21 protein-coding genes are annotated in these 21,261 nt (G+C 68.8%); 13 read left to right on the plus strand and 8 right to left on the minus strand.

Features of this window, described 5'->3' with window-relative positions:
* Positions 1–79 precede the first annotated feature (79 nt).
* The 4 genes from AC04ME_RS17580 (at position 80) to AC04ME_RS17595 (ending at position 3,788) form a co-directional block, all read left to right on the plus strand.
* Positions 80–772, plus strand: coding sequence for a phosphocholine cytidylyltransferase family protein (locus tag AC04ME_RS17580; RefSeq protein ID WP_042536498.1), 693 nt, complete (start codon positions 80–82; stop codon positions 770–772).
* A gap of 80 nt (positions 773–852) precedes the next feature.
* Positions 853–1,839, plus strand: a complete 987-nt coding sequence (locus AC04ME_RS17585) for a hypothetical protein (protein ID WP_475436330.1) — start codon at positions 853–855, stop codon at positions 1,837–1,839.
* A gap of 117 nt (positions 1,840–1,956) precedes the next feature.
* Positions 1,957–3,546: an acyl-CoA carboxylase subunit beta gene (locus AC04ME_RS17590; protein WP_375137374.1), complete on the plus strand. Its 1,590-nt coding sequence runs from the start codon at positions 1,957–1,959 to the stop codon at positions 3,544–3,546.
* The gene (locus tag AC04ME_RS17595; protein ID WP_376708822.1) at positions 3,543–3,788 is read left to right on the plus strand and encodes an acyl-CoA carboxylase subunit epsilon; all 246 of its coding nucleotides are present in this window, start codon (positions 3,543–3,545) and stop codon (positions 3,786–3,788) included. Before AC04ME_RS17590 ends, AC04ME_RS17595 begins: the two co-directional genes overlap by 4 nt.
* Positions 3,789–3,986: 198 nt before the next feature.
* Here the strand turns inward: AC04ME_RS17595 and AC04ME_RS17600 are convergent, their stop codons facing one another.
* The 5 genes from AC04ME_RS17600 to AC04ME_RS17620 all read right to left on the minus strand — a co-directional run bounded on the left by AC04ME_RS17600 (position 3,987) and on the right by AC04ME_RS17620 (position 9,652).
* Positions 3,987–5,186 carry an ROK family transcriptional regulator gene (locus AC04ME_RS17600; protein ID WP_056373363.1) on the minus strand — a complete coding sequence of 400 codons (1,200 nt, stop codon included), beginning with the start codon at positions 5,184–5,186 and terminating at the stop codon, positions 3,987–3,989.
* A 303-nt stretch (positions 5,187–5,489) separates the two neighbouring features.
* Positions 5,490–6,500, minus strand: coding sequence for a hypothetical protein (locus AC04ME_RS17605; protein WP_042536494.1), 1,011 nt, complete (start codon positions 6,498–6,500; stop codon positions 5,490–5,492).
* Positions 6,497–7,729: a sensor histidine kinase gene (locus AC04ME_RS17610; RefSeq protein WP_475436333.1), complete on the minus strand. Its 1,233-nt coding sequence runs from the start codon at positions 7,727–7,729 to the stop codon at positions 6,497–6,499. The genes AC04ME_RS17605 and AC04ME_RS17610 overlap by 4 nt, the downstream gene beginning before the upstream one ends.
* Complete coding sequence (locus AC04ME_RS17615; protein WP_042536493.1) at positions 7,719–8,381, minus strand: response regulator transcription factor; 663 nt, start codon at positions 8,379–8,381, stop codon at positions 7,719–7,721. The genes AC04ME_RS17610 and AC04ME_RS17615 overlap by 11 nt, the downstream gene beginning before the upstream one ends.
* Positions 8,382–8,422: 41 nt before the next feature.
* Entirely contained in the window at positions 8,423–9,652 is a 1,230-nt protein-coding gene (locus AC04ME_RS17620; RefSeq protein ID WP_475436335.1) for a class I SAM-dependent RNA methyltransferase, read from the minus strand.
* A 23-nt stretch (positions 9,653–9,675) separates the two neighbouring features.
* Between AC04ME_RS17620 and AC04ME_RS17625 the strand changes: the two genes are divergently transcribed.
* Positions 9,676–10,314 (plus strand): Maf family protein, encoded by a 639-nt coding sequence (locus tag AC04ME_RS17625; RefSeq protein ID WP_475436352.1) that lies wholly within the window; start codon positions 9,676–9,678, stop codon positions 10,312–10,314.
* A 78-nt stretch (positions 10,315–10,392) separates the two neighbouring features.
* Positions 10,393–12,159 (plus strand): acetyl/propionyl/methylcrotonyl-CoA carboxylase subunit alpha, encoded by a 1,767-nt coding sequence (locus AC04ME_RS17630; protein ID WP_475436336.1) that lies wholly within the window; start codon positions 10,393–10,395, stop codon positions 12,157–12,159.
* Between the two features lie 55 nt (positions 12,160–12,214).
* Here AC04ME_RS17630 and AC04ME_RS17635 read toward each other — a convergent pair whose 3' ends face one another.
* The gene (locus AC04ME_RS17635; protein ID WP_311878500.1) at positions 12,215–13,096 is read right to left on the minus strand and encodes a hypothetical protein; all 882 of its coding nucleotides are present in this window, start codon (positions 13,094–13,096) and stop codon (positions 12,215–12,217) included.
* A gap of 115 nt (positions 13,097–13,211) precedes the next feature.
* On the opposite strand from AC04ME_RS17635, the gene AC04ME_RS17640 reads away from it, so the two are divergent.
* Genes AC04ME_RS17640 through AC04ME_RS17655 form a run of 4 tightly spaced genes read left to right on the plus strand, consistent with a single transcriptional unit; the run spans position 13,212 to position 15,372 of the window.
* Positions 13,212–14,276, plus strand: coding sequence for a hypothetical protein (locus AC04ME_RS17640; RefSeq protein WP_042536489.1), 1,065 nt, complete (start codon positions 13,212–13,214; stop codon positions 14,274–14,276).
* Positions 14,276–14,644: a hypothetical protein gene (locus tag AC04ME_RS17645; protein WP_153302227.1), complete on the plus strand. Its 369-nt coding sequence runs from the start codon at positions 14,276–14,278 to the stop codon at positions 14,642–14,644. Before AC04ME_RS17640 ends, AC04ME_RS17645 begins: the two co-directional genes overlap by 1 nt.
* Positions 14,625–15,065 carry a hypothetical protein gene (locus AC04ME_RS17650; protein WP_475436339.1) on the plus strand — a complete coding sequence of 147 codons (441 nt, stop codon included), beginning with the start codon at positions 14,625–14,627 and terminating at the stop codon, positions 15,063–15,065. The genes AC04ME_RS17645 and AC04ME_RS17650 overlap by 20 nt, the downstream gene beginning before the upstream one ends.
* A 10-nt stretch (positions 15,066–15,075) precedes the next feature.
* Positions 15,076–15,372, plus strand: coding sequence for a WXG100 family type VII secretion target (locus AC04ME_RS17655; RefSeq protein ID WP_052492793.1), 297 nt, complete (start codon positions 15,076–15,078; stop codon positions 15,370–15,372).
* A gap of 75 nt (positions 15,373–15,447) precedes the next feature.
* Here AC04ME_RS17655 and AC04ME_RS17660 read toward each other — a convergent pair whose 3' ends face one another.
* Positions 15,448–16,902: an NAD(P)H-quinone dehydrogenase gene (locus AC04ME_RS17660; protein ID WP_194285947.1), complete on the minus strand. Its 1,455-nt coding sequence runs from the start codon at positions 16,900–16,902 to the stop codon at positions 15,448–15,450.
* Positions 16,903–16,950: 48 nt separating this feature from the next.
* On the opposite strand from AC04ME_RS17660, the gene AC04ME_RS17665 reads away from it, so the two are divergent.
* From AC04ME_RS17665 to AC04ME_RS17675, 3 genes are read left to right on the plus strand one after another with little or no spacing between them, the layout of a single operon-like run.
* Positions 16,951–17,784: a purine-nucleoside phosphorylase gene (locus AC04ME_RS17665; RefSeq protein ID WP_475436341.1), complete on the plus strand. Its 834-nt coding sequence runs from the start codon at positions 16,951–16,953 to the stop codon at positions 17,782–17,784.
* Positions 17,781–19,451 (plus strand): phospho-sugar mutase, encoded by a 1,671-nt coding sequence (locus AC04ME_RS17670; protein WP_475436343.1) that lies wholly within the window; start codon positions 17,781–17,783, stop codon positions 19,449–19,451. Before AC04ME_RS17665 ends, AC04ME_RS17670 begins: the two co-directional genes overlap by 4 nt.
* Positions 19,452–19,474: 23 nt before the next feature.
* Positions 19,475–19,720, plus strand: a complete 246-nt coding sequence (locus AC04ME_RS17675) for an HPr family phosphocarrier protein (protein ID WP_052492792.1) — start codon at positions 19,475–19,477, stop codon at positions 19,718–19,720.
* A gap of 8 nt (positions 19,721–19,728) precedes the next feature.
* Here AC04ME_RS17675 and AC04ME_RS17680 read toward each other — a convergent pair.
* On the minus strand, positions 19,729–21,261 hold a 1,533-nt coding region (locus AC04ME_RS17680; RefSeq protein ID WP_475436346.1), incomplete at its 5' end, for a BglG family transcription antiterminator.

Raw genomic sequence — 21,261 nt, forward strand, 5'->3', positions numbered from 1 at the left:
TCGCTAGCATGACTCTCGGCACGACGAAGTGTCTGGTCGGTGAACCGACCGTGAACACATACTTCCTTTAGGAGCACTCGTGACTCTTCAGACCGTCATCCTCGCAGCAGGCATGGGCTCACGCCTGGGCCGTGCGCTGCCGAAGCCGCTCACGGAGCTGAGCGACGGCCGCACGATCATGGGCCAGCAGCACGACAACATCCGCGCCGCCTTCGGATCGGACGCCCGCATCACCGCCGTCGTCGGATACCGCGCCGAGACCATCATCGAAGCATTCCCGAACGTCAACTACGTGCACAACGAGCGCTACGACGAGACCAACACCTCGAAGAGCCTGCTGCGCGCCCTCAGCGCCACGGGCAAGTCCGGCGTGCTCTGGATGAACGGCGACGTGGTCTTCGACCCGATGATCCTGGGTCGGGCGGCCGCCTACATCGAGCGCGACCAGTCGTTCGTCACCGTCAACACCTCCAAGGTCAGCGACGAAGAGGTGAAGTACACGGTCACCGCCGAGGGCTTCATCAACGAACTCTCCAAGACCGTCAAGGGCGGCCTCGGCGAGGCTGTGGGTATCAACTACATCTCGTCCGCGAACAAGAAGGCGTTCATGCGTCAGCTGCAGCGGGTCGAGGATCAGGACTACTTCGAACGCGGCCTCGAGCTGTCGATCGCGGAGGACGGACTCCTTCTCGAGCCGATGGACGTCTCCGACCTGTACGCGGTCGAGGTCGACTTCGCCGAAGACCTCGAGCGGGCGAACCTGTTCGTCTGATCGCTTCCACGAAAGCCCGGCTCCGTCAAGGGGAGCCGGGCTTTCGGCGTTTTCGCGGTCTGGGTTCCTAGGATCGTTCCATGGCCCCCAAGGTGCACAAGATCCACTCCCTCCCCGACGACGCCGCGTGGGACAAGGGGGTGCCGCCGGTGGGCTCCGCGGAGCACCCGCTGATGGTCCGAGGACTCGATCGCGTTCTCGCCATCCAGCGCCCTCTCGTGCTCGCGCATATCCGCAGCATCCGCCTGAGAAACCCGCACGCGTCGCCCGAGCAGATCATCCGCATCCTCGAGCGTCGCTACCTCGCGGCTGTCACGACCGGCGGTGCCGCCGTCGGCGCGACCGCCGTCGTTCCCGGGATCGGCACAGGCATCACCCTCGCCCTCTCAGGGGTCGAGACCGTGGGGTTCGTCGAATCGACCGCACTGTTCGCGCAGTCGGTCGCCGAGGTCCATGGGATCGCGGTCTCCAACCCCGACAGGGCCAGGGCCCTGGTGATGACCCTGATGCTCGGCAAAGAGGGCGTGGCGCTGGTCGGACAGCTGGCAGGACAGGCGACGGGTCGCGGCGGCACGCGATCGTCGTACTGGGGTGAGACGGTGACCAAGTCGCTTCCTCGGGCCGCCGTCGGACCGCTGGTCGACCAGCTCAAGACCCGGTTCGTGAAGCAGTTCGCCGCGAAGGGCGGAGCATCCTTCATCGGCAAGGCGCTGCCGTTCGGAGTCGGTGCCGCGGTGGGTGGCGCGGGCAACCACATCCTCGGACGCCGCGTCCTCACGACATCGCATCATGCCTTCGGCGTCGCCCCGATGGACCTGCCCCTCGAGCTCGAGCCGGTCGACGGGGCGGAGAAGCTCGAACTGCGGATGCTGCACGGCGCGCAGTTCGTCGGCGGCGCCGTCGCGGGTGCGGCCGGATCGGCGGCACGCGGTGTGGGCTGGGCAGGACGGAAGATCGCATCCGTCGGTCGTGGCCGCAAGAGCGGCGCCGACGAGATCGGCCCGTCGGGAACTCACGATCTTCCGGGCGAGCTCGGATCCGGCACGTCGGACGTCGTCCAGGACTGACGCGATTCGGCATCCGCCGCAGCCTGCGCCGACTGCACGACAGCAGCCAAAGGATCCGGCGACCCGTTGTGGCGAGCATCCAACGGACGAGGCCGACCCGACGATAGGGTGGAATCCGTGACGGACAAGCCCGAACTCTCGACCACCGCCGGCAGGATCGCAGACCTCCGCGCTCGCTACAACGAAGCCGTTGTCGACGCTGAGAAGGTCGCGCAGGAGAAGCAGCACGCCAAGGGCAAGATGACCGCCCGCGAGCGCATCGAACTGCTCGTCGATCCAGGGAGCTTCGTCGAGTTCGACGAGTACGTCCGACACCGCACGACCTCGTTCGGCATGGATCGCAATCGCCCGTACGGCGACTCGGTCGTCACGGGTGTCGGCACGATCCACGGACGCACCGTGGCCGTGTACTCGCAGGACTTCACCACGTTCGGCGGCTCTCTGGGCGAGGTCTCGGGCGACAAGATCATCAAGATCATGGAGTTCGCGCTGTCCGGCGGCATGCCGATCATCGGCATCCTCGATTCGGGCGGAGCCCGCATCCAGGAGGGCGTGCTCGCGCTCAGCAAGTACGGTGAGATCTTCCGTCTGAACACCCGTTCGTCGGGCGTCATCCCGCAGATCTCACTCATCATGGGCCCCGCAGCCGGCGGCGCCGTGTACGGCCCGGCGCTGACGGACTTCGTGATCATGGTCGACAAGACCAGCCAGATGTTCGTCACCGGCCCCGACGTCATCAAGACCGTGACCGGCGAGGACGTCGGCATGGAAGAGCTCGGAGGAGCCCTCACGCACAACACCCGCTCGGGTGTCGCCCACTACCTCGCCGAAGACGAGGACGACGCGATCGACTACGCTCGCACGCTGCTCGGGTTCCTCCCCGACAACAACATGGCGGAGATCCCGGCTTACGAGAGCGGCTTCGAGTGGGAGACGACGGATGCCGATCGCTCGCTGAACACGATCATCCCCGACTCCGCCAACCAGCCGTACGACATCCACACCGTGATCGAGCACGTCGTCGACGCGGGCGACTTCATCGAGGTCCAGCCGCTCTTCGCACCGAACATCGTGATCGGCTTCGGACGTGTCGAGGGCCGCTCCGTCGGCATCATCGCCAACCAGCCGTCGCAGATGGCCGGAACACTGAACATCGAGGCGGGCGAGAAGGCCAGCCGGTTCGTGCGATTCTGCGACGCGTTCTCGATCCCGATCGTCACGCTCGTCGACGTGCCCGGGTACCTGCCGGGCACCGACCAGGAGTGGACCGGCGTCATCCGCCGCGGCGCGAAGCTCATCTACGCGTACGCCGAGGCGACGGTTCCTCTGGTCACGGTCATCCTCCGCAAGGCCTACGGCGGGGCCTACATCGTGATGGGCTCGAAGCAGCTCGGTGCGGATGTCAACCTCGCCTGGCCCACGGCGGAGATCGCCGTGATGGGCGGTCAGGGTGCGGTCAACATCCTCTACCGCGGCGAGATCAAGCGTGCCGAGGAAGCCGGCGAGGACGTCGCCGCCGTGCGCACGCGCCTCGCCAACGAGTACACCTACAGTGTGACCTCGCCTTTCCTCGCCGCGGAGCGCGGCGAGATCGACGGCATCATCGAGCCCGCGAACACCCGGGTCTCGATCGCCAAGGCGCTGCGCGCCCTCCGTGGGAAGCGCGCCGAGCTGCCGCCCAAGAAGCATGGGAACATTCCGCTGTGACCATCGGGGCAACGCGGGACGCGACGTCGGAGGAACACCAGCCGCCGACGATGCAGATCACTCGGGGTGCCGCCACCGAGGAGGAGCTCGCCGCTCTCATCGCGGTGGTGAGCGACGCCTACGCGCAGGAGGCTTCCGAGGCCGTGGCAGACGAGCCTCGCGTGTCGGCATGGGCCCGCACGCAGCGACCGCTGCGACGTCCGCTGCGACGCGACATCCCGTGGGGCCGCTTCGCGGGGTGACCGCAACGGGCACGGAGTGCCTGCGAGGCCCGGAGCCCCCCGGCTACCGGGCCACGCAGACGACCCTCCGATGATGCGGGGCCGTCGCCCCTGGCACCTTGTAACCCCAGATGGCGCATCTCTTCGATAGTACATCGAATGGAGTTATAGCCCTGGGGGCGTAACCGATATACCGGTATGTGAATCGCGGGACGGCGTTCAGTCCTCCAGGTACAGGTCCGAGGCCCGGGGTGTGAGAACGGCGTCGAGCACGACACAGGCCGCGCCCACCGCACCGACGTCGTCTCCGACGACGGCACCGTCGACGGTCAGTGTGCGCACTGCGCGAGTCGCGCTCCTCCGGTGCAACGGCTCGGGGATCTCACGAAGGTAGACATCGGAGAGCGGCCCCCAGAACGGGCCCCCGAGGACGACGCGATCGACGTCGAGCACGTTCGTGAGCACCGAGATCAGCACCGCGAGATGGCCGGCAGAACGACGCAGCACGCCGAGCGCCGGCAGCTCCCCTGCCGAGGCCCGCTCGCACAGGCGCAGGAACCGCTCGTCGACCTCGTTCGCGCCTCCGCCCTGAGGCTCATCGTCGAACACCCCCGCCGCCTCGGCCTGCTCGACGATCGCCTGCGGAGTGCACACCACCTCTACGCAGCCGCGCGAGCCGCACGCGCACGGCGGCCCCTCCGGGTCGACCATGATGTGGCCGATCTCACCGAAGTTGTGGGTGCTGCCGGCAACCACGCCGCCGTCGCGCGCGGCGGCTGCTCCCAGCCCCGTGCCGAGGTACACGAAGAGAAAAGACCCCTCGGACGTCGCATCTCCCGTCCACAGCTCCCCCACCGCGGCAGCGGTGGTGTCCTTCTCGAGCGTGACCTCGAAACCCGTCGCCTCCGCGAGCACCGAGCGCAGCGGAACACGGTGCCACCCGTCGAGCTTCGGAGGGTCGATCACGGTGCCCTTCGCGGCGTCGAGCGGGCCGGGAGCAGCGACTCCGACTCCCGCGACCAGATCCCGATCGATGCCCGCTTCGTCGATCAGGATCTCGATCGTCTTCGCCATCGTCTCGACGATACGGCTCGGATCTCGGTCCTGAGTGCGCACGACCCTCCGACCGACCGCCTCGCCGGTCATGTTCAGCAGCACGAACGTGATCACGGCCGGATCGAGATGCACGCCGACCGAGAAGCGACTCTCCGCCACCAGGCGCAGCGTGACGCGCGGTTTGCCCGGCCCGTTGATGGTCCGTCCGGCTTCGGCGATGAGCCCCTCGTCGAGAAGACGCCGGGTGATGTTCGTGATCGTCTGCGCGGAGAGACCGGTCGCCTCGACGAGTTCGATCCGGCTGAGTCCTTCACCCGACCGGCGGATGGCCTCGAGGATGACCGACTGATTGAAGTCGCCCATACGGGGGAGGTTTGTTCCTCGACGCATTCCCATGCCCCATCTTCTCGCACCGGGGCCGCATCCGTGTCCCCCAAAATACCTACAGACAACGACTTGACTAACCGCGAAACTGAGTAAGACGCTCAGCGTTCGGCTGGTCTCTCTGTCCCAGGGTAGATAGACGCAGACCGGCCACCAGCGGACGGTTTTCGGGTAACTTGTCCGCTTGGCGAGGGGTAGGCGGATTCGCCGCCCCTCGCCCACTCTGTCTGACCTCGACTCTGACCTCCCTCCCCCGGCCAGAGCCGAGGGCAGGGCCAGGCGTCAGCCCTCCGGCGCGTCTCGGGGGATCTCGTGCCACACGTCGACGGCATCGTCGTCGCTCTGTCCGCCTGCACCTGCCCGACCGACGATCGTCACGGCGGTGAGAGGATCCTGAGCCGCCCGGATGATCCACCGCTCCGCATCGGCATCGCGCAGCACTCGCGCGAGCTCGTCGCGGATCGTCGCGCGCCTCTCCTCGTCGACGTCTGCCAGGCCGCCCTCATCGAAGACCGTGACCACGGCACCCCGGCGACGCGCGTCCTCGATCGCATCACGTACCGCGTCGTTGAGCAGATCCGCGCCGCGCAGCTCATCGCGGAGCCGTCCCTCGGCCAGGCGCGCCTGCAGACGTTCCTCGTCGTTCAGCGCGCCGCGAGAGGCGACCGTGCGGCTGAGCACGGGCCCGGCGACCGCGAGCGCGAACTGCGTGCGCAGGCGACGTTCCTTCTGGCGCACCTGCTGGGTCGCGTGCCACGCAGACACCGCCTGCTGGATTCCCGCGAGACGCTCGGTGTCGCGGACGGCTCTGTCCCAGAAGATCACGAGCAGGTGAGCGATCACGACCCACATGAGCGAGCCGACGAGACCGAGCGACAGTGCGACGAAGAAGCCCAGATACGCCGAGGAGGTGGCGACGAGGACGGCCACCACCAGCCAGCCGATGACGAAGCGACGCCGCACGATGCACACGACGCCCATCAGACCGAGGGCACCGATGTACCAGGTCGCGAACGGCGCCGTGCGCGTCAGCGGATCGAGAGACAGCGTCACGAGCACCGGAATCAGGATGCTCGAGACCAGGGTCGCCAGCGCCGCCCAGAGAGGCATCCGCACCGAGACCGCCGAGTCCCAGAGGATCGCGACGTTGACGACGACGAGATAGAGGGCGATCGCCGCGACCATCAGCAGCGGTGCGGACGGCTGCTCGATCCACCAGACGCCTCTGGCGGCGAAGTACATCGCGAAGCCGACAGCGAGTGAGGTCGCGACGCTGCGCACCGTGCGGTTCATGGACGCTCCCAGCCCAGAGTGACAGTGGTGCCGCACTCGCTCGAGTCGATCTCTGCGGTGCCGGCCACTCCGGCCATGCGCGCGAAGATCGATGCTCTGATTCCGAGGCGGTCGGCACCGATCGCCCGAAGATCGAACCCCGGCCCCGTGTCCGAGATCGTCACGGTGATGCCCTCATCACCTCGGCCCTCCACGAGGATGTGCAGGCCGCGCCCGCCCGCATGGGTGACGGCGTTGCCGAGCGCCTGCCTGGCAGCGAGCACGAGCGCTCTCGCGGCGCGTCCGGGGATCAGGCCGATCCCGCCTCGTTCCTCGACGATCGCATCCGCCCCGAGCTCCGAGAGCGCTCTGCGGAGCTCGACCACGATCTGTGCCGCACCCACAGGTTCATCGCTCCCCTCCTGAGCGACTGCGGCCTCCGTGTTCGCCAGCCGGGTGAGAGCCTCGCGCGCCATACCCACGGCGAGGTCCTGCGCGCGCTCTCCCTCCGCTCGCTCGGCGGCGATCAGTGCCGCGAGAACGCTGTCATGCATGAGTGCCGACATGGCCGCGCGCTCCTCTTCTGCCGCGGCCGCGGCCGCTGCCCCCGCATACGACGCGACCGCCCGCGCGCGAGCCTCGTCGACGCCGGCGGCGACCGAACGGAACATCCACCCGAGCGCGATGATGACGAAACCGAGAATCAGCGTGAACGACACGTCGAAGGCGGTCGTCACCCAGAAGTCACGAGAGAAGTCGCCCTCGACGAGACGGACGTAGCCGTAGACGAACGGCAGACACAATGCCCAGGCGAACTGGAGCCAGAGCGGGAATGCGAGCATGGCGGCCACGACGCCCACGTTGACGAGGAAGAAGATCCATGGCTGGTCGGCCGCCTCTCCCACCGGCTCGACGAAACTCGGCCACGCACCGAGCGCGACCGTGTAGACGATCGCGAACGCCCCCGACGCCGTCCTGACACCACGGCCGATGACGCACGCGATGAGCATCACGATCAGCGGAATGAAGACGACGAGCAGGATCGTGATGCGCGCAGCATCCGCCCCCGATGTGGTGGTGATGCCCGCGATCAGCGCCTGCGCTCCGAGAACGCCCGATCCGATCGCGACGACAGTGGCGAGGATGCGCTCCATGCGCTTGCCGGTGAAGCGCTCGAACTCGGTCTCCACGCTGCCGGGAGAAGGAATCTTGCTCCAGGCCTCGCGGATGCTGAGCGGATCAGCGGCCACTCGGCGCCCCGTCTGCGGCGACGATCCCATCCTCCATCGCGCGGCGCAGAAGGTCGACCTTCGTCGGTGCCGGTCGGCCGACCTCCACGTACTTGACCCGGATGCGAGTGATGTTCTCCTTCGCGGTCGAGTAGGCCACGCCGAGTCGCTCGGCCACAGCCTTCAGCGGCAGGCCGGCCGCATAGAGCCGCAAGACCTCTCGTTCTCGGGTCGACAGCTGGGCATCCGCGAAGTCGCGATCCCCGTCGACGGCGCTCGCCCACTCGACGTTGTTGAGCGCCTCACCCTGGGCGACGGTGCGGATGGCGTCCAGCACGTCGTCGAGCGCCGAGGACTTGCTCACAACGCCCGCCGCACCGGCGGCGAGCGCCTCGCGCACGGCCGCCGGTCGATCGGCGACGCTGTGGATCACGACGCTCGCGCCGTCTGCGACGAGCGACCGGACGTTCTCCGTCACCGTGGTGCCGTCGCCGAGCGTCAGGTCGAGCACCACCACGTCGGCCGGCTGCGATGACGTCGCCGACCTCCACTCGAGATACGACACGACCGTGCTGCCGGAGAAGACGACGGTCTGCGCTCCGTCACGAGCACACGCCGCCTCGAGACCGAGACGGACGGATTCGTGATCGTCGATGAGTGCGACCCTGCTCATCCGCCCAGCCTACTGAGTAGTCAGCGTCCGCAGATCACCGGTCACCGAGTGAGCAGCGCGACGACCTCGAAGTGGTGCGAGTGCGGGAACAGATCGAACCCTCGCAGAGTCCCCACGTTCCACCCATGCGCACGGAAGGTGCCGAGGTCACGGGCGAGCGCGACGGGGTCGCACGCGACGTAGGCGATGGCTTCGGGGGCGAGCGTGTCGAGAGCGTCGACCACGGCGCGGCCGGCGCCCGCACGCGGCGGATCGAGGATGACGGCTCCTGCGCGCGTACCCGAGGGGACACCGGCGAGATAGCGGTCGACTCTCGCCGTGACGGCATCCACTGCGAGGGGCGCGAGGTTCTGCTGCGCGTGAAGGGTCGCTCGTCGGCTCGACTCGACCGTGACGATGTCGGTGCCGCCGAGATCCGCGAGCGACGCGGCGAAGAGCCCGACTCCCCCGTAGAGATCGAAGTGCTTCTTCTCGGGGTCGACATGGCCGTCGAGGATTCCGTAGACGGCGCCGTCGAGCACCGAGGCGGCACGGGGGTGCACCTGCCAGAATCCACCGGCGTCGACCTGGAACCGACGGTCTCCCACCTGCTCGTAGACGACCTCGGGGGCGGGCCGACGATGCTGGCCCCTTGCCGGGCGCTCGTCGAGGCGGTCTCGGCGGATGACCCGCACCTCGCCGTCGCCGGGTTCGACGAGGTCGACGCTTCCCGCGTCGCCGCCGGCGAGGCGCAGCGCCGCCTTCGCGACCGCCGGGCGGGCGAGCGGGTGGGAGCTGACCGGGATCACGCGGTGGCTGCGCGCGGCATAGGGCCCGACCCGGCCCTCGTCGTCGACGTGCAGGGTGACCCTCGTGCGCCACCCGGTGCCGTCGGTGGAGTCGACGGCTTCGATCTCGGGGGCCTCGAGTCCGGGACCGGCGAAGCGATCGAGCGCCTCGGTCAGCACCTGACGCTTCAGCACGCGCTGCTGCGCGAGGTCGATGTGCCCGAGGTCGGCACCACCCGGCCGATCCTCCGGGGCGCGAGAGACGTCGGCCTCCGCCCAGACGTGCGGTCGGCGGTGCGGCGAAGCCTCGAGGACCTCGACCGTCTCGGCGCGCCAGAAGCTCTTCGACTCTCCGGTCGAATCCTCGGTCAGGCGCGCGCGGACCCGCTCACCGGGGATGGCGTCGGAGACGAAGACGACGCGACCTTCGTGTCGGGCGATGAACGTGCCGCCGTGCGCGATGCCGGTGATGTCCAGATCGAGCAGGGCTGGGGAGGAAGTCATCCTTCGAGGATACGGTGGTGAACATGCGCGTCTGCCTCGCCTCCACCTCTCCCGCCCGTCTCATGCTGCTGCGACAGGCCGGCATCGAACCGCTGACCCAGTCGCCCGGCGTGGATGAGGATGCGGTCGCCGCCGCTGCCGCTGCCGAACGCGGCGCCGAGCTCGCGCCGGCCGACCTCGTGCTGCTGCTCGCCCGCGCGAAGGCCGCGGATGTCGCTCAGCGGCTCGCGGAGGACGGGTCGTTCGACGGCATCGTGATCGGCGGGGACTCGATGTTCGAGATCGGCGGTCGTGTCTACGGCAAGCCCTACACGGCGGAGGAGGCGACGAGGCGCTGGCACGAGATGCGCGGCGACACCGGGATCCTGCACTCGGGCCACTCGGTCTTCCGGGTCTCCCCCGGCTCCGCTCCGGTCGAGGCCACCGCGACGGCGGAGGCTTCGGTGACCTTCGCCGAGGACATCACGGATGCCGAGATCGCGGCCTACGTCGCCTCCGGCGAGCCTCTGCTCGTCGCCGGCGCATTCACGGTCGACAGCCTGGGCGGAGCCTTCATCACGCGCGTCGACGGAGACCCGTCGACGGTGGTCGGGATGTCGCTCTCGACCGTGCGCCGCCTCGCTGCGGATCTCGGCGTGACGTGGACCGACCTCTGGTCGTAGAGTCTCGTCGACGTTTCTCCCTCTTTCTTGTGGAGAGTCGTCAAAGCGAACGCCACCCTTCTCGCTAGGCTGGCAAGCATGCCTGATATCGCCAAGGTGCTCATCGCCAACCGCGGCGAGATCGCCGTCCGCATCATCCGTGCCGCTCGCGACTCGGGGATCGCCTCGGTCGCCGTGTACGCCGACCAGGACCGGGACGCTCTGCACACCCGCCTCGCCGACGAGGCATACGCCCTCGGCGGTGCCACGAGCGCCGAGACCTACCTGCAGATCGAGAAGATCCTCTCGATCGCCCGCCGTGCCGGCGCAGATGCCGTGCACCCCGGGTACGGCTTCCTCGCCGAGAACGCCGAGTTCGCCCGCGCCATCATCGGTGCAGGCATGACCTGGATCGGCCCCTCCCCCGAGGCCATCGAGGCGCTCGGCGACAAGGTCACCGCCCGTCATGTCGCCGAGAAGGTGGGCGCTCCCCTCGCCCCCGGCACGCCGGGCCCGGTCGCCGGAGCGGACGAGGTCATCGCGTTCGCCCAGGAGTTCGGTCTGCCGATCGCGATCAAGGCCGCGTACGGTGGTGGAGGCCGAGGCCTCAAGGTCGCCCGTGAGCTCGACGAGGTCGCCGAGCTGTTCGAGTCGGCCACCCGTGAGGCCGTCGCGGCGTTCGGTCGTGGAGAGTGCTTCGTCGAGAAGTATCTCGACAAGCCCCGCCACGTCGAGACCCAGTGCCTGGCTGACGCGGAGGGCAACGTCGTCGTGATCTCGACGCGTGACTGCTCGCTGCAGCGGCGCCACCAGAAGCTCGTCGAGGAGGCACCGGCTCCGTTCCTCACGGACGAGCAGAACGACCTGCTCTACTCGGCCTCCAAAGCCATCCTCAAGGAGGTCGGCTACGTCGGCGCAGGAACCTGCGAGTTCCTGATCGGCGCCGACGGCACCGTGTCGTTCCTCGAGGTCAACACCCGCCTGCAGGTCGAGCACCCCGTCTCCGAAGAGGTCACCGGCATCGACCTGGTGCGGGAGCAGTTCCGCATCGCCGCCGGCGGCACCATCGACTACGCCGACCCGAAGCCGACCGGCCACTCGATCGAGTTCCGGATCAACGGCGAAGACCCCGGTCGCGGGTTCCTCCCCCAGCCGGGTCCGATCCACGTCTTCAAGACCTTCGGCGGCCCCGGCATCCGGCTCGACTCCGGCGTCACCGCGGGCGACTCGGTCTCGGGAGCATTCGACTCGCTGCTCGCGAAGATCATCGTCACGGGCAAGGACCGCGCCGAGGCTCTGGAGCGGTCGCGCCGGGCGCTCGACGAATTCGAGGTCGCCGGCCTCCCGACCGTGATCCCGTTCCACCGCAAGGTCGTCCGCGACCCCGCCTTCACCGCGGAGAACGGCGAGTTCGGCATCTTCACACGCTGGATCGAGACCGAGTTCGAGAACGACATCCCGGCGTGGGACGGCGAGCTCGAGTCTCCCGCGGCCGCCGAGAACCGCCACACGGTGGTGGTCGAGGTCGCAGGCAAGCGCCTCGAGGTCAGCCTTCCGGACCGCGTCGCTGTAGCCGCAGGCACCGCCGGACGACCGGCCGCCGTGCCGCCGTCTCGTCGCAGCCACGCCACCTCCGTCAGCGCCGGTGCTTCCGGCGACGCCGTGAAGTCGCCCATGCAGGCCACCGTCGTCAAGATCGCCGTCGAGGAGGGGCAGCAGGTCGTCAAGGGCGACCTCGTCGTCGTGCTCGAGGCGATGAAGATGGAGCAGCCGCTGCAGGCCCACAAGGACGGCACGATCGCGAACATCAGCGCGGTCGCCGGTGCGACGGTCTCGGCCGGGCACCAGCTGCTCACGATCAGCTGACCACACGCATCACGACGAAGGCCCCCGCCTCGAGGCGGGGGCCTTCGTCGTTCCCTCAGTCCGCAGGGGCAGTCGCGCACCACTCGTCGAACAGCCCCTGCCCCGTCGGTGTGCCGAGGGCGGCGCGTGCCGCCGGCGAATCGTGGAACTCACGCAGCGCGGACCAGACGACCTGCGGGTGCGTCTTCAGCATCGCCGGGGCCACGGTGACCGTGGCGGGAACACGCATACCGTCGGACGCGGTCACGCGACCGGGGTCCACGCGGAGTCGGATCAGCGGGAGCTCATCCATTCCTCGACGGGGTTCGGTCGTGTCCGGCTCCACGCGACGGATCGCGCTCCACGGCACGTAGAGGGTCTCGGTGGCACGCATCAGGAGCACCCCGTCATGGCCGATGCCCAGCCCCATCGGTCGACGGCCGAAGGAATCGGAGCGGTATTGCGTGATGGCCGCGCGCACCGCCGTGTAGACGAACAGCGCGGCGGTCGCCGCGAGCACCGCCACGCCGAGGAAGGCCTCCGGTCGGCCGGTCAGCCCGATCCCGACCGCCACGATCGTCGCGGCCGTGAGCACGATGGCCCACACGACGCACAGCATCAGGGTGACGACGCCCGGGCGCCGCTCCGGCACGAAGTGCACGCGTGCATCAGGGCTTCCTATCTGCCCGCGCGTCAGCGTCGCCGCGTCGACCAGACGCGCGCTCCCTGCGGCGAAAGGCCTGCGGGCAGCGACGGCGAGGGCCGTGAGACCGAACAGCGCGACGAACGCCCCCGACCACAGCGGCCCCGCGGCGCCGCCGGAGAATCCGACCATGGCGGCCGCGGCGGCGAAGAGGACCACGCCGAGCCAGAGCATGCCGGTGTTGCGTCGAGGGCGACGTTCACCCCACTTCGCCGGCCATCCCTGCAACCGCGGCGATGCGAACGAATCCGTCACCGCTGCCCCTCCGCGACGAGGAGCGGCGGTTCGACGAGGGCAGTTCGCATGGCCACCATTATCGCAGCGCATTCGAAGTAGGCTGATCGCCGGACCACCACCGAGGAAGGATCGCATGTATCGGATCGACCCCGCGCGACTCACGGCGCACGCCGGCGCACTGACCGACGATTCCGGATCGACGGCCACAGCCACGACCTACGCCTCCGACCACATCACGCTCGAGTACCTCGACACCTCTTTCGTCTATTCGAAGGCTCTGTTCGCGGCCAATGAGACGGTGGAGGCGCTCAACAGCTACTTCGGCGCACTGAACACCGCGCTGACGGCATCCGCGACCGAGCTGCAGGGCACGGCGACCCGATCACTCGAACTCGACGACGCGATCGAAGCCGACCTCGACCGGAACTATCCCGGCGGGGGCGGCAGCGGTGCCACGACATCGGCGGACGACGCGTCGTCCGGTTCGCCCCACAACGCAGTGGACGAGCTGTCCCCTCCGGCCACGGAGACTCCGGAGGATCTCGTCTCCACCATCCTCACGACCGACTGGCTGAGCCCGTCGTCGGTGCTGGCCCAGGTGCTGGACTGGATCTTCGACTGGAACTACCTCGACGTCATCTCCAAGAACTTCAGCGGCGATTGGAACAAGCTGTATGAAGTCTCGGACTCGCTCCGCAAGCTCGGCGCCTACACCGGCACCCAGGGCGACAACGTGGCCTACGAGATGGCCGTGACCGCCGGATCCTGGACCGGGGAAGCGGCGACAGCCGCGAACGCGTTCTTCACCGACCTCGCGGAGCTCCTCCGTGAGGCGGGCACCAAGATCGCCGAGCTCGGACCGGAGTTCGAGATGGTGGCGCGGGGCATGATCAGCACGGCTGCACTGGTGAGCGGCATCTTCTCGAAGATCCTCGACGCCGCACTCGTGGCCGCCGTCTGCATCGCGGCGGGCACAGTGACGATCGAGACGGTCGTCGGTGGAATCCTCGGCTACCTCTGCGGTGGCATCGAGATCGGATACGCCCTGTGGCTCGCCAAGTCCGCCTACGACACCGTGCAGTCCGTGCTGACCTTCTTCGACGCGCTGAACGCCTCGGTGGGAGTGCTGAGCTCGCTGCTCGCGGGCGGCACCGACCTCCCCCTCCCCGTCGGATACGACAATGCGCAGGTGAACTGATGATGGACGACCCCTCGATCTCTCCCGAAGGAGAAGTCCCCGGCCAGCCCCGCGTGCTCGGCACCGCTCAGGCCGGAAGTCCCCTCGACCTCCGCGCCCGCGAACTGCTCGCACGCCTGAGCCGCGATCCGCAGATGGACGAATCGGTGCGCAATCGCGCTCAGGCGGCGCTCGCCGGACGCGCGACGCTCCGCGACGTCGCCCAGACCCCGGCATTCGCCGCACGGATGGAAGAGGCGGGCCGCCTGCTCAAGGCCGCCCTCGCCGATATGGACGACGAGCAGCGAGAAGCCGTGCGAACGGCCTTCCTGTACGGACCGGGCGACCGCTCCGACACGACCGGTTCGGGTGACGACCGTGCGCGGTGAGCGCGCGCTCGCGGTCGTCGGCACGGCACTCGCCGCGATCCTGCTCAGCAGCTGCTCGTCTTCCGCGGAATCCATGCTGACCGTGCAGTTCGAAGAGGGCGAAGGACAGACCGTCTCGGTTTCAGATCTGCAGTGCGTCACCTCAGGCGATCGATTCACCGCATCCAGCGCGCAGGACCGCGTCGGCGAGCTCTCGGCGTTCACCGCGTCCATCACCGGTGCCTCGGACGCTACCACCTGGATCAGCCTCGGAGACGACCGGTGGCTGCTGACGATGGACGCGTTCGAGCATGACGGCGCGGTGACGTTCGACAACGCCGAAGCCCGAATCGGCACGTCCGCCGAGGGGTATCCGGCCGAACTCGAGACGTCGGCGACACTCGACGGCACACTGACCTGCACATCGCAGAAGGACTTCTGAGGGGAGTGAGATGGACAGTCGAATCATCTCGATCGAGCACGACCAGCTGGACGCCGCGTGCACCGAGATCTCGGAGCATGTGAGGCAGATCGACGCCGAGCTCGATCGACTCGAGGCTGCGGCGGACGCGCTGTCCTGGCAGTGGTCAGGAGAGGCACAGGTCGCCTATCGTGTGGCGCAGCGCGAATGGCACCAGTCGATGCGCGAGATGACGGCGATCGCACATGCGCTGTCCGCGATCGCCCATCGGGGCAACAACAGCTTCCGTGCGCAGGATCGCCGCGACGCGTCCGTCTGGGCACGCTGAGGCGAGCCGTCGGACTCGCGCCGGTACCGTCTTCGCAGACGACGGTACCGGCCGCGGTCCGACCGTCTCGACGAGCTACGAGATCTTCGCGTTGACGAGGTGCATCGCCCGGCTCGCGTCGGTGATGCTGCTCGACAGCGACGGGTACGCCGCGAACACACGCGAGACCTGGTCGACCGTCAGACGGCGTTCGACCGCGACGGCGATCGGGTAGATCAGCTCGGATGCCTTCGGTCCGACGATCACGCCGCCGATCACGGTGCCGGAGCCCTTGCGGGCGATGAGCTTCACGAAGCCGTCCTTGATGCCCATCATCTTGGCCCGTGGGTTCGCGGCGAGAGGCAGCTTGTAGACGAGCCCGTCAGCCACGCCGTCCTCGACGTCCTTCTCGGAGTATCCGACCGTCGCGATCTCGGGCGCGGTGAAGATGTTCGACGTGATCTTGATCAGCTCGAGCGGGATCACGATGTCGCCCAGCGCGTGGAAGACGGCCGTGCGGCCCTGCATCGACGCGACGGATGCCAACGGGAAGAAGTTCGTGCAGTCGCCGACGGCGTAGACGTTGGGAACCGAGGTGCGAGCCACGCGGTTGACGCGGACGTGTCCGCTCTCGTCGAGTTCGACTCCCGCATCCTCGAGGCCGATGCCCGCGGTGTTGGGGATCGATCCGACGGCCATGAGGCAGTGGCTGCCGTCGACCGTGCGGCCGTCCGACAGCGTCGCCGTCACGCCGTCCTTCGTGACCTCGACCTTCTCGGCGCGAGCCTTCGAGAGCACCGTCATGCCACCGCGCTTGAAGACCTTCTCGAGCACGCGCGCGGCATCCTGATCCTCGCCCGGAAGCACCTGGTCGCGGCTGGACACCAGGGTGACCTTGGCGCCGAGGTTCATGTAGGCGGAGGCGAACTCGGCACCGGTCACACCGGATCCGACGACGATGAGGTGCTCGGGCAGAGCCTTCATGTCGTACAGCTGTGTCCAGGTGAGGATGCGCTTGCCGTCGGGCTTCGCCGAGTCCAGCTCGCGCGGCGACGCGCCGACGGCGACGATGATCGTGTCGGCCTCGATGCGGTCGAAGTCCGTACCGCCGTGACCGGTCGAGACGATGATCGCGTTCGGGCCCTCGAGGCGCCCGTGTCCCGAGAGGATGCGCACTCCGGCCTCGAGCAGGGCGGAGCGCATGTCCTCGGACTGCTGCCCGGCGAGGGCGATGAGTCGCTTGTTGACGGCGGCGAGGTTGATGGCGATCTCGGGCTTCAGCGGCTTGCCGTGCTCGCCCTTCGCGTAGAACTGCACACCCAGGTCGGATGCCTCCGAGATCGCGATGGCCGCATCGGCCGTCGCGATCAGGCTCTTCGAGGGCACGACGTCGGTGAGGACCGCCGCACCGCCGACGCCCACGCGCTCGACCAGGGTCACCTCGGCTCCGAGCTGGGCGGCGGCGAGCGCCGCCTCGTAGCCGCCGGGACCGCCGCCGAGCACGGCGACGCGCTGAGTGCGCTCAAAAGGGGTGGAAGACATGATCTCCATTCTTCCGCAATCCTGGCCCCCGAGCCTGCACCTTCCTAGAGTGGATCCATGTCCGAAACACACAGCAACCCCCTCGACGACCCGAATGCGAACCCGTTCGAGGTCGCAGCCGACGCAGCCGCCGACATCGCGCGCCTGACCGGAGTCGAGAAGCACGACATCGCCCTGACCCTCGGCAGCGGCTGGGGCAAGGCCGCCGACATCATCGGCGAGACCACAGCGACCATCCCCGCCACCGAGGTGACCGGCTTCTCGAAGCCCGCTCTCGAAGGGCACGTGGGCACTCTGCGCAGCATCCGCACCCCCGACGGCAAGAACGTGCTCGTCATCGGCGCCCGCACCCACTACTACGAGGGCCACGGTGTGCGCCGGGTCGTGCACTCGGTGCRCACAGCCGCAGCCACGGGGGCGAAGATCATGGTGCTCACCAACGGTGCAGGCGGCGTCCGCGAGACGTGGACCCCCGGCCAGCCGGTGCTGATCAGCGACCACATCAACCTCACCGCCGACTCGCCTCTCGAAGGGGCGACCTTCATCGACCTCACCGACCTCTACTCCCCGCGCCTGCGTGACATCGCCCGCAGTGTCGATCCCTCGCTCGATGAGGGCGTCTACACGCAGTTCCGCGGCCCGCACTACGAGACGCCGGCCGAGGTGCAGATGGCGAAGCACATCGGCGGCCACATCGTCGGCATGTCGACCGCCCTCGAAGCGATCGCCGCACGCGAGGCAGGCATGGAGATCCTCGGGTTCTCGCTCATCACGAACCTCGCAGCCGGCATCCAGAAGACGCCTCTCAGCCACGCGGAGGTCATCGAAGCCGGCCGCGAGGCCGAGCCGGTGATCTCGGCGCTGCTGGCCCGAGTGGTCGAGGCGCTGTGAACGACGAGCGCCTGGCGCAGGCGCGCGCCTGGATGAGACAGGACCCGGATCACGAGACCCGCGACGAGCTCGCCGCGGTCATCACCCGCGCGGCCTCCGGCGACGAGGCGGCGGCCGCCGACCTCGACGACCGCTTCGGCGCCAGACTCGCGTTCGGCACGGCAGGGCTCCGCGGGGCGCTCGGCGCCGGCAGCAACCGCATGAACCGCGTGCTCGTCGCGCAGGCGGCCGCGGGTTTCGCCGCCTACCTGCGCGAGAAGTCGCACGGCCGCACGCCGACGGTCGTCATCGGCTATGACGGCCGCCGCAACTCCCGGGTGTTCGCGACCGACTCCGCCGAGCTGTTCGCAGGGGCAGGTCTGCGAGCGATCCTCCTCCCGAGGCTGCTGCCGACACCCGTGCTCGCCTTCGCGGTGCGCCACCTGGGGGCGGACGCCGGCGTCATGGTGACGGCATCGCACAACCCGCCGAACGACAACGGCTACAAGGTCTATCTGGGCGGCGCCGACCAGGGTTCGCAGATCGTCGCACCCGCCGACGCCGAGATCGCCGCGCACATCCAGCGGGTCGCCGACGCGGATGACGTCTCGGCCCTGCCTCGCTCCACCGACTACGAGACGGCGGGTGAGGACGTCGTCGAGGCGTACGTGGCAGCGACAGCCGCGATCTCGCCCGCGCCTGCGGGCGCATCGGACCTCCGCTGGGTCTACACCGCGATGCACGGGGTCGGCTGGGAGACGCTGTCGAAGATCGTGTCGGCCGCCGGATATCCGCAGCCGATGGTCGTCGCGGAGCAGCTGACGCCCGACGCGACGTTCCGCACCGTGTCGTTCCCCAACCCCGAGGAGCCGGGGGCGATGGACCTGTCGTTCGCTCGGGCGCGCCGAGTGCAGGCGGACTTCATCATCGCGAACGATCCGGATGCCGACCGCCTCGCGGTGGCCATCCCCGATGCGTCCTCCGAGAGCGGATGGCGTCGCCTCACCGGCAACGAGGTCGGACTCCTGCTCGGTGCGCGCGCAGCTCGGGCGGCTGCGGGCACTCCCGGGGCCTCGCTGGCCTGCTCGCTCGTCTCCTCCCCCGGCCTCGGCGCCGTCGCCGCGCACCACGGCCTCGACTTCCACGAGACGCTCACGGGCTTCAAATGGATCTCCCGCGCCCCCGGCATCGTGTTCGGGTTCGAGGAGGCCCTCGGGTACCTCGTGAACCCCGAGACCGTGCGCGACAAGGACGGCATCTCGGCCGCCGTCGCGGTCCTCGGTCTCGCGGCCGAGGCTCACGAGCGCGGGAAGTCGCTCGCCGACCTGCTGTCGGAGCTGGGCGACACCTACGGCCACTTCGCCAGCGGACAGGTGTCGGTGCGCGTGCAGGATCTCTCGGTCATCGGCAGTGTGATGCTGTCCCTGCGCACGATCCCGCCGCGGCAGCTCGGTGGCCACGCCATCGCCTCTGCGGAGGATCTGCTGCACGCCGACGAGGGACAGCCGTCCGGCGATGTGCTGCGGTACAGGCTCGCAGACGGCTCGCGCATCATCGTGCGTCCGAGCGGCACCGAGCCGAAGCTCAAGGTCTACATCGACGCCACCGCCGACTCTGCGGAGCGGGCGAGTGCGACGGTCGCGGAGCTCGAGGCCGCAGTGCGCGTGCTCCTGGAAGAACGCTCGTAGGCCGCATGCCGAGAAGACATGTCGTGATCAGCGCGCACAACGGGGTGCACGCGCGCCCCGTCGCCGAGCTCGTCAGGCTCGTGCAGGCGCACCCGCACGTCGTGACTCTGCGCACGTCGTCGGGCGCAGTCGTGGACCTCAGCAGCGTTCTCGCGCTGATGGACCTCGCACTCGCGCCCGGCGACGCGGTGGTGCTCGAGACGGCGGAGTCGGCGGATGCCGAATCGGTCCTCGACACCCTGGCCGGCGTGCTGGATCCTCGGGCCTGACGCGGTCGTCAGCCGTCGATGACGGCGACGAGCTCGTCGAGGAATGCCTCGAAGGTCGTGCCTCGGCGGAGGATCCGCTGCACGCTGTCTCGTTCGCTGAACACCTCGACGAGCTGCTCGAACACCGTCTGGAATGCGGCGCGGTCGCTCTCGCTGAAGGCGGCGAGGGCGACCACCTGCACGCGCCCCTCACCCCAGGCCGCCGATCCGTCGGCGACGCCGATCGCGATCGCGGTGCGCGTCGCGGTCATCTGCAGCGCGTGCGGCACCGCGAGGGCGTCGGTGAACGCCGTCGATGACATCCGTTCGCGGAGGATCGTGTTGTCGACGTAGTCGTCGCCGATGAGACCGGCATCGACGAGCAATCCGCCCAGCCGCCGGATGATCGCCTCCTCGCCCTCATCGGGCAGCGGGTAGACGAAAGCATCGGCGACGAAGTAGCGCGCGAGCTCGGCGCGGAGCCTCGTCAGGCGCCGCGCACGCCTGACGCGCGCTGCGGCCTGCTGGATCCGATCGACATCGGCATCAGTGAGGAACGGCTGGATGCGCACGAAGCGATCTCCCGACGCCCCCGGTTCGATCGTGCTGAGCACCAGGTCGGTGTCGAACGATGCCCAGTCCGGGTCGACCTTGGTGATGACGCTGGTCACCTCGATCGCCGAGCCCAGGGAGCGGTCGACACTCGAACGCAGCAGCTCGTGGAGCTCGTAATAGCCGGGACACACGATGGTCGCCGTGAGGATCGACTCCGCCTTGCGGCTGCGCTCGAGGCGGCCGCCGACGTGCATGGCGATGTATGCGATCTCGTCGTCGTGGATCGGCGTGCCGAGTCGGTCGTGCAGGCCACTGGCTATCGAGACGGCCACCTCGAAGATCATCGGATACGAGGTCTTGAGCGAACGGGTCAGCGGATTGCGCGTCAGCGCGCTCTCCTCTGCTCGCCGCATCAGATTCTGCACGTGCAGGGCGAGGCGCAGCACGAACGTCTCGTCGACCAGATCGACCTGGAAGTCCTCCGCCGCCCTCGCGATCTCGGCTCGGACGGCGGCCTCGACCCGCGGGTCGACGCCGCTGCGGGCGACATCGCCCGCAGCGTCCTCTCCCGGTGCCACGATGCGGGTGAGCACAAGGGACGCGAGATGGCCGCTGTCGCCGTCTCCGAGCGTGACAGAGAAGTGCTGCTGAGCGAGGCGGGCGATCACGGCGCCGACCCGCGGGATCTCCTCGCGTGCGCCGGCGGGCCCCGACTCGAGCGCATGCCCTGCGGCGACCCTCTCGGCGGCGATGGCGATGTGCAGCAGGACGTCGGAGATCGCGAGCTCGTTGACGTAGTAGCCCTGCTCGCCGAGCTCGCGCACCAGCTCGGATTTGAAGGGCGCGACGGCATCGGCGGCGATGACCACCGAGAGATACACGACCAGCAGGTTGCCGACACCGCCTCCGACGGCCGCCGCCGTGACGGCGATGATGCTGCCGGGTGCTGCCGGGAAGGCCAGTCCGCCACCCAGGACCATGTTCGTCGTGACACCGGCCGCGCCACC

It is taken from the genome of Microbacterium sp. LjRoot205, assembly GCF_056175745.1.

Coding starts and splice junctions, on each gene's coding strand:
- AC04ME_RS17585 (WP_475436330.1), top strand. CDS start 853: ATGGCCCCCAAGGTGCACAAGATCCACTCCCTCCCCGACGACGCCGCG.
- AC04ME_RS17600 (WP_056373363.1), bottom strand. CDS start 5,186: ATGGGCGACTTCAATCAGTCGGTCATCCTCGAGGCCATCCGCCGGTCG.
- AC04ME_RS17605 (WP_042536494.1), bottom strand. CDS start 6,500: ATGAACCGCACGGTGCGCAGCGTCGCGACCTCACTCGCTGTCGGCTTC.
- AC04ME_RS17615 (WP_042536493.1), bottom strand. CDS start 8,381: ATGAGCAGGGTCGCACTCATCGACGATCACGAATCCGTCCGTCTCGGT.
- AC04ME_RS17620 (WP_475436335.1), bottom strand. CDS start 9,652: ATGACTTCCTCCCCAGCCCTGCTCGATCTGGACATCACCGGCATCGCG.
- AC04ME_RS17625 (WP_475436352.1), top strand. CDS start 9,676: ATGCGCGTCTGCCTCGCCTCCACCTCTCCCGCCCGTCTCATGCTGCTG.
- AC04ME_RS17630 (WP_475436336.1), top strand. CDS start 10,393: ATGCCTGATATCGCCAAGGTGCTCATCGCCAACCGCGGCGAGATCGCC.
- AC04ME_RS17640 (WP_042536489.1), top strand. CDS start 13,212: ATGTATCGGATCGACCCCGCGCGACTCACGGCGCACGCCGGCGCACTG.
- AC04ME_RS17645 (WP_153302227.1), top strand. CDS start 14,276: ATGATGGACGACCCCTCGATCTCTCCCGAAGGAGAAGTCCCCGGCCAG.
- AC04ME_RS17655 (WP_052492793.1), top strand. CDS start 15,076: ATGGACAGTCGAATCATCTCGATCGAGCACGACCAGCTGGACGCCGCG.
- AC04ME_RS17660 (WP_194285947.1), bottom strand. CDS start 16,902: ATGGAGATCATGTCTTCCACCCCTTTTGAGCGCACTCAGCGCGTCGCC.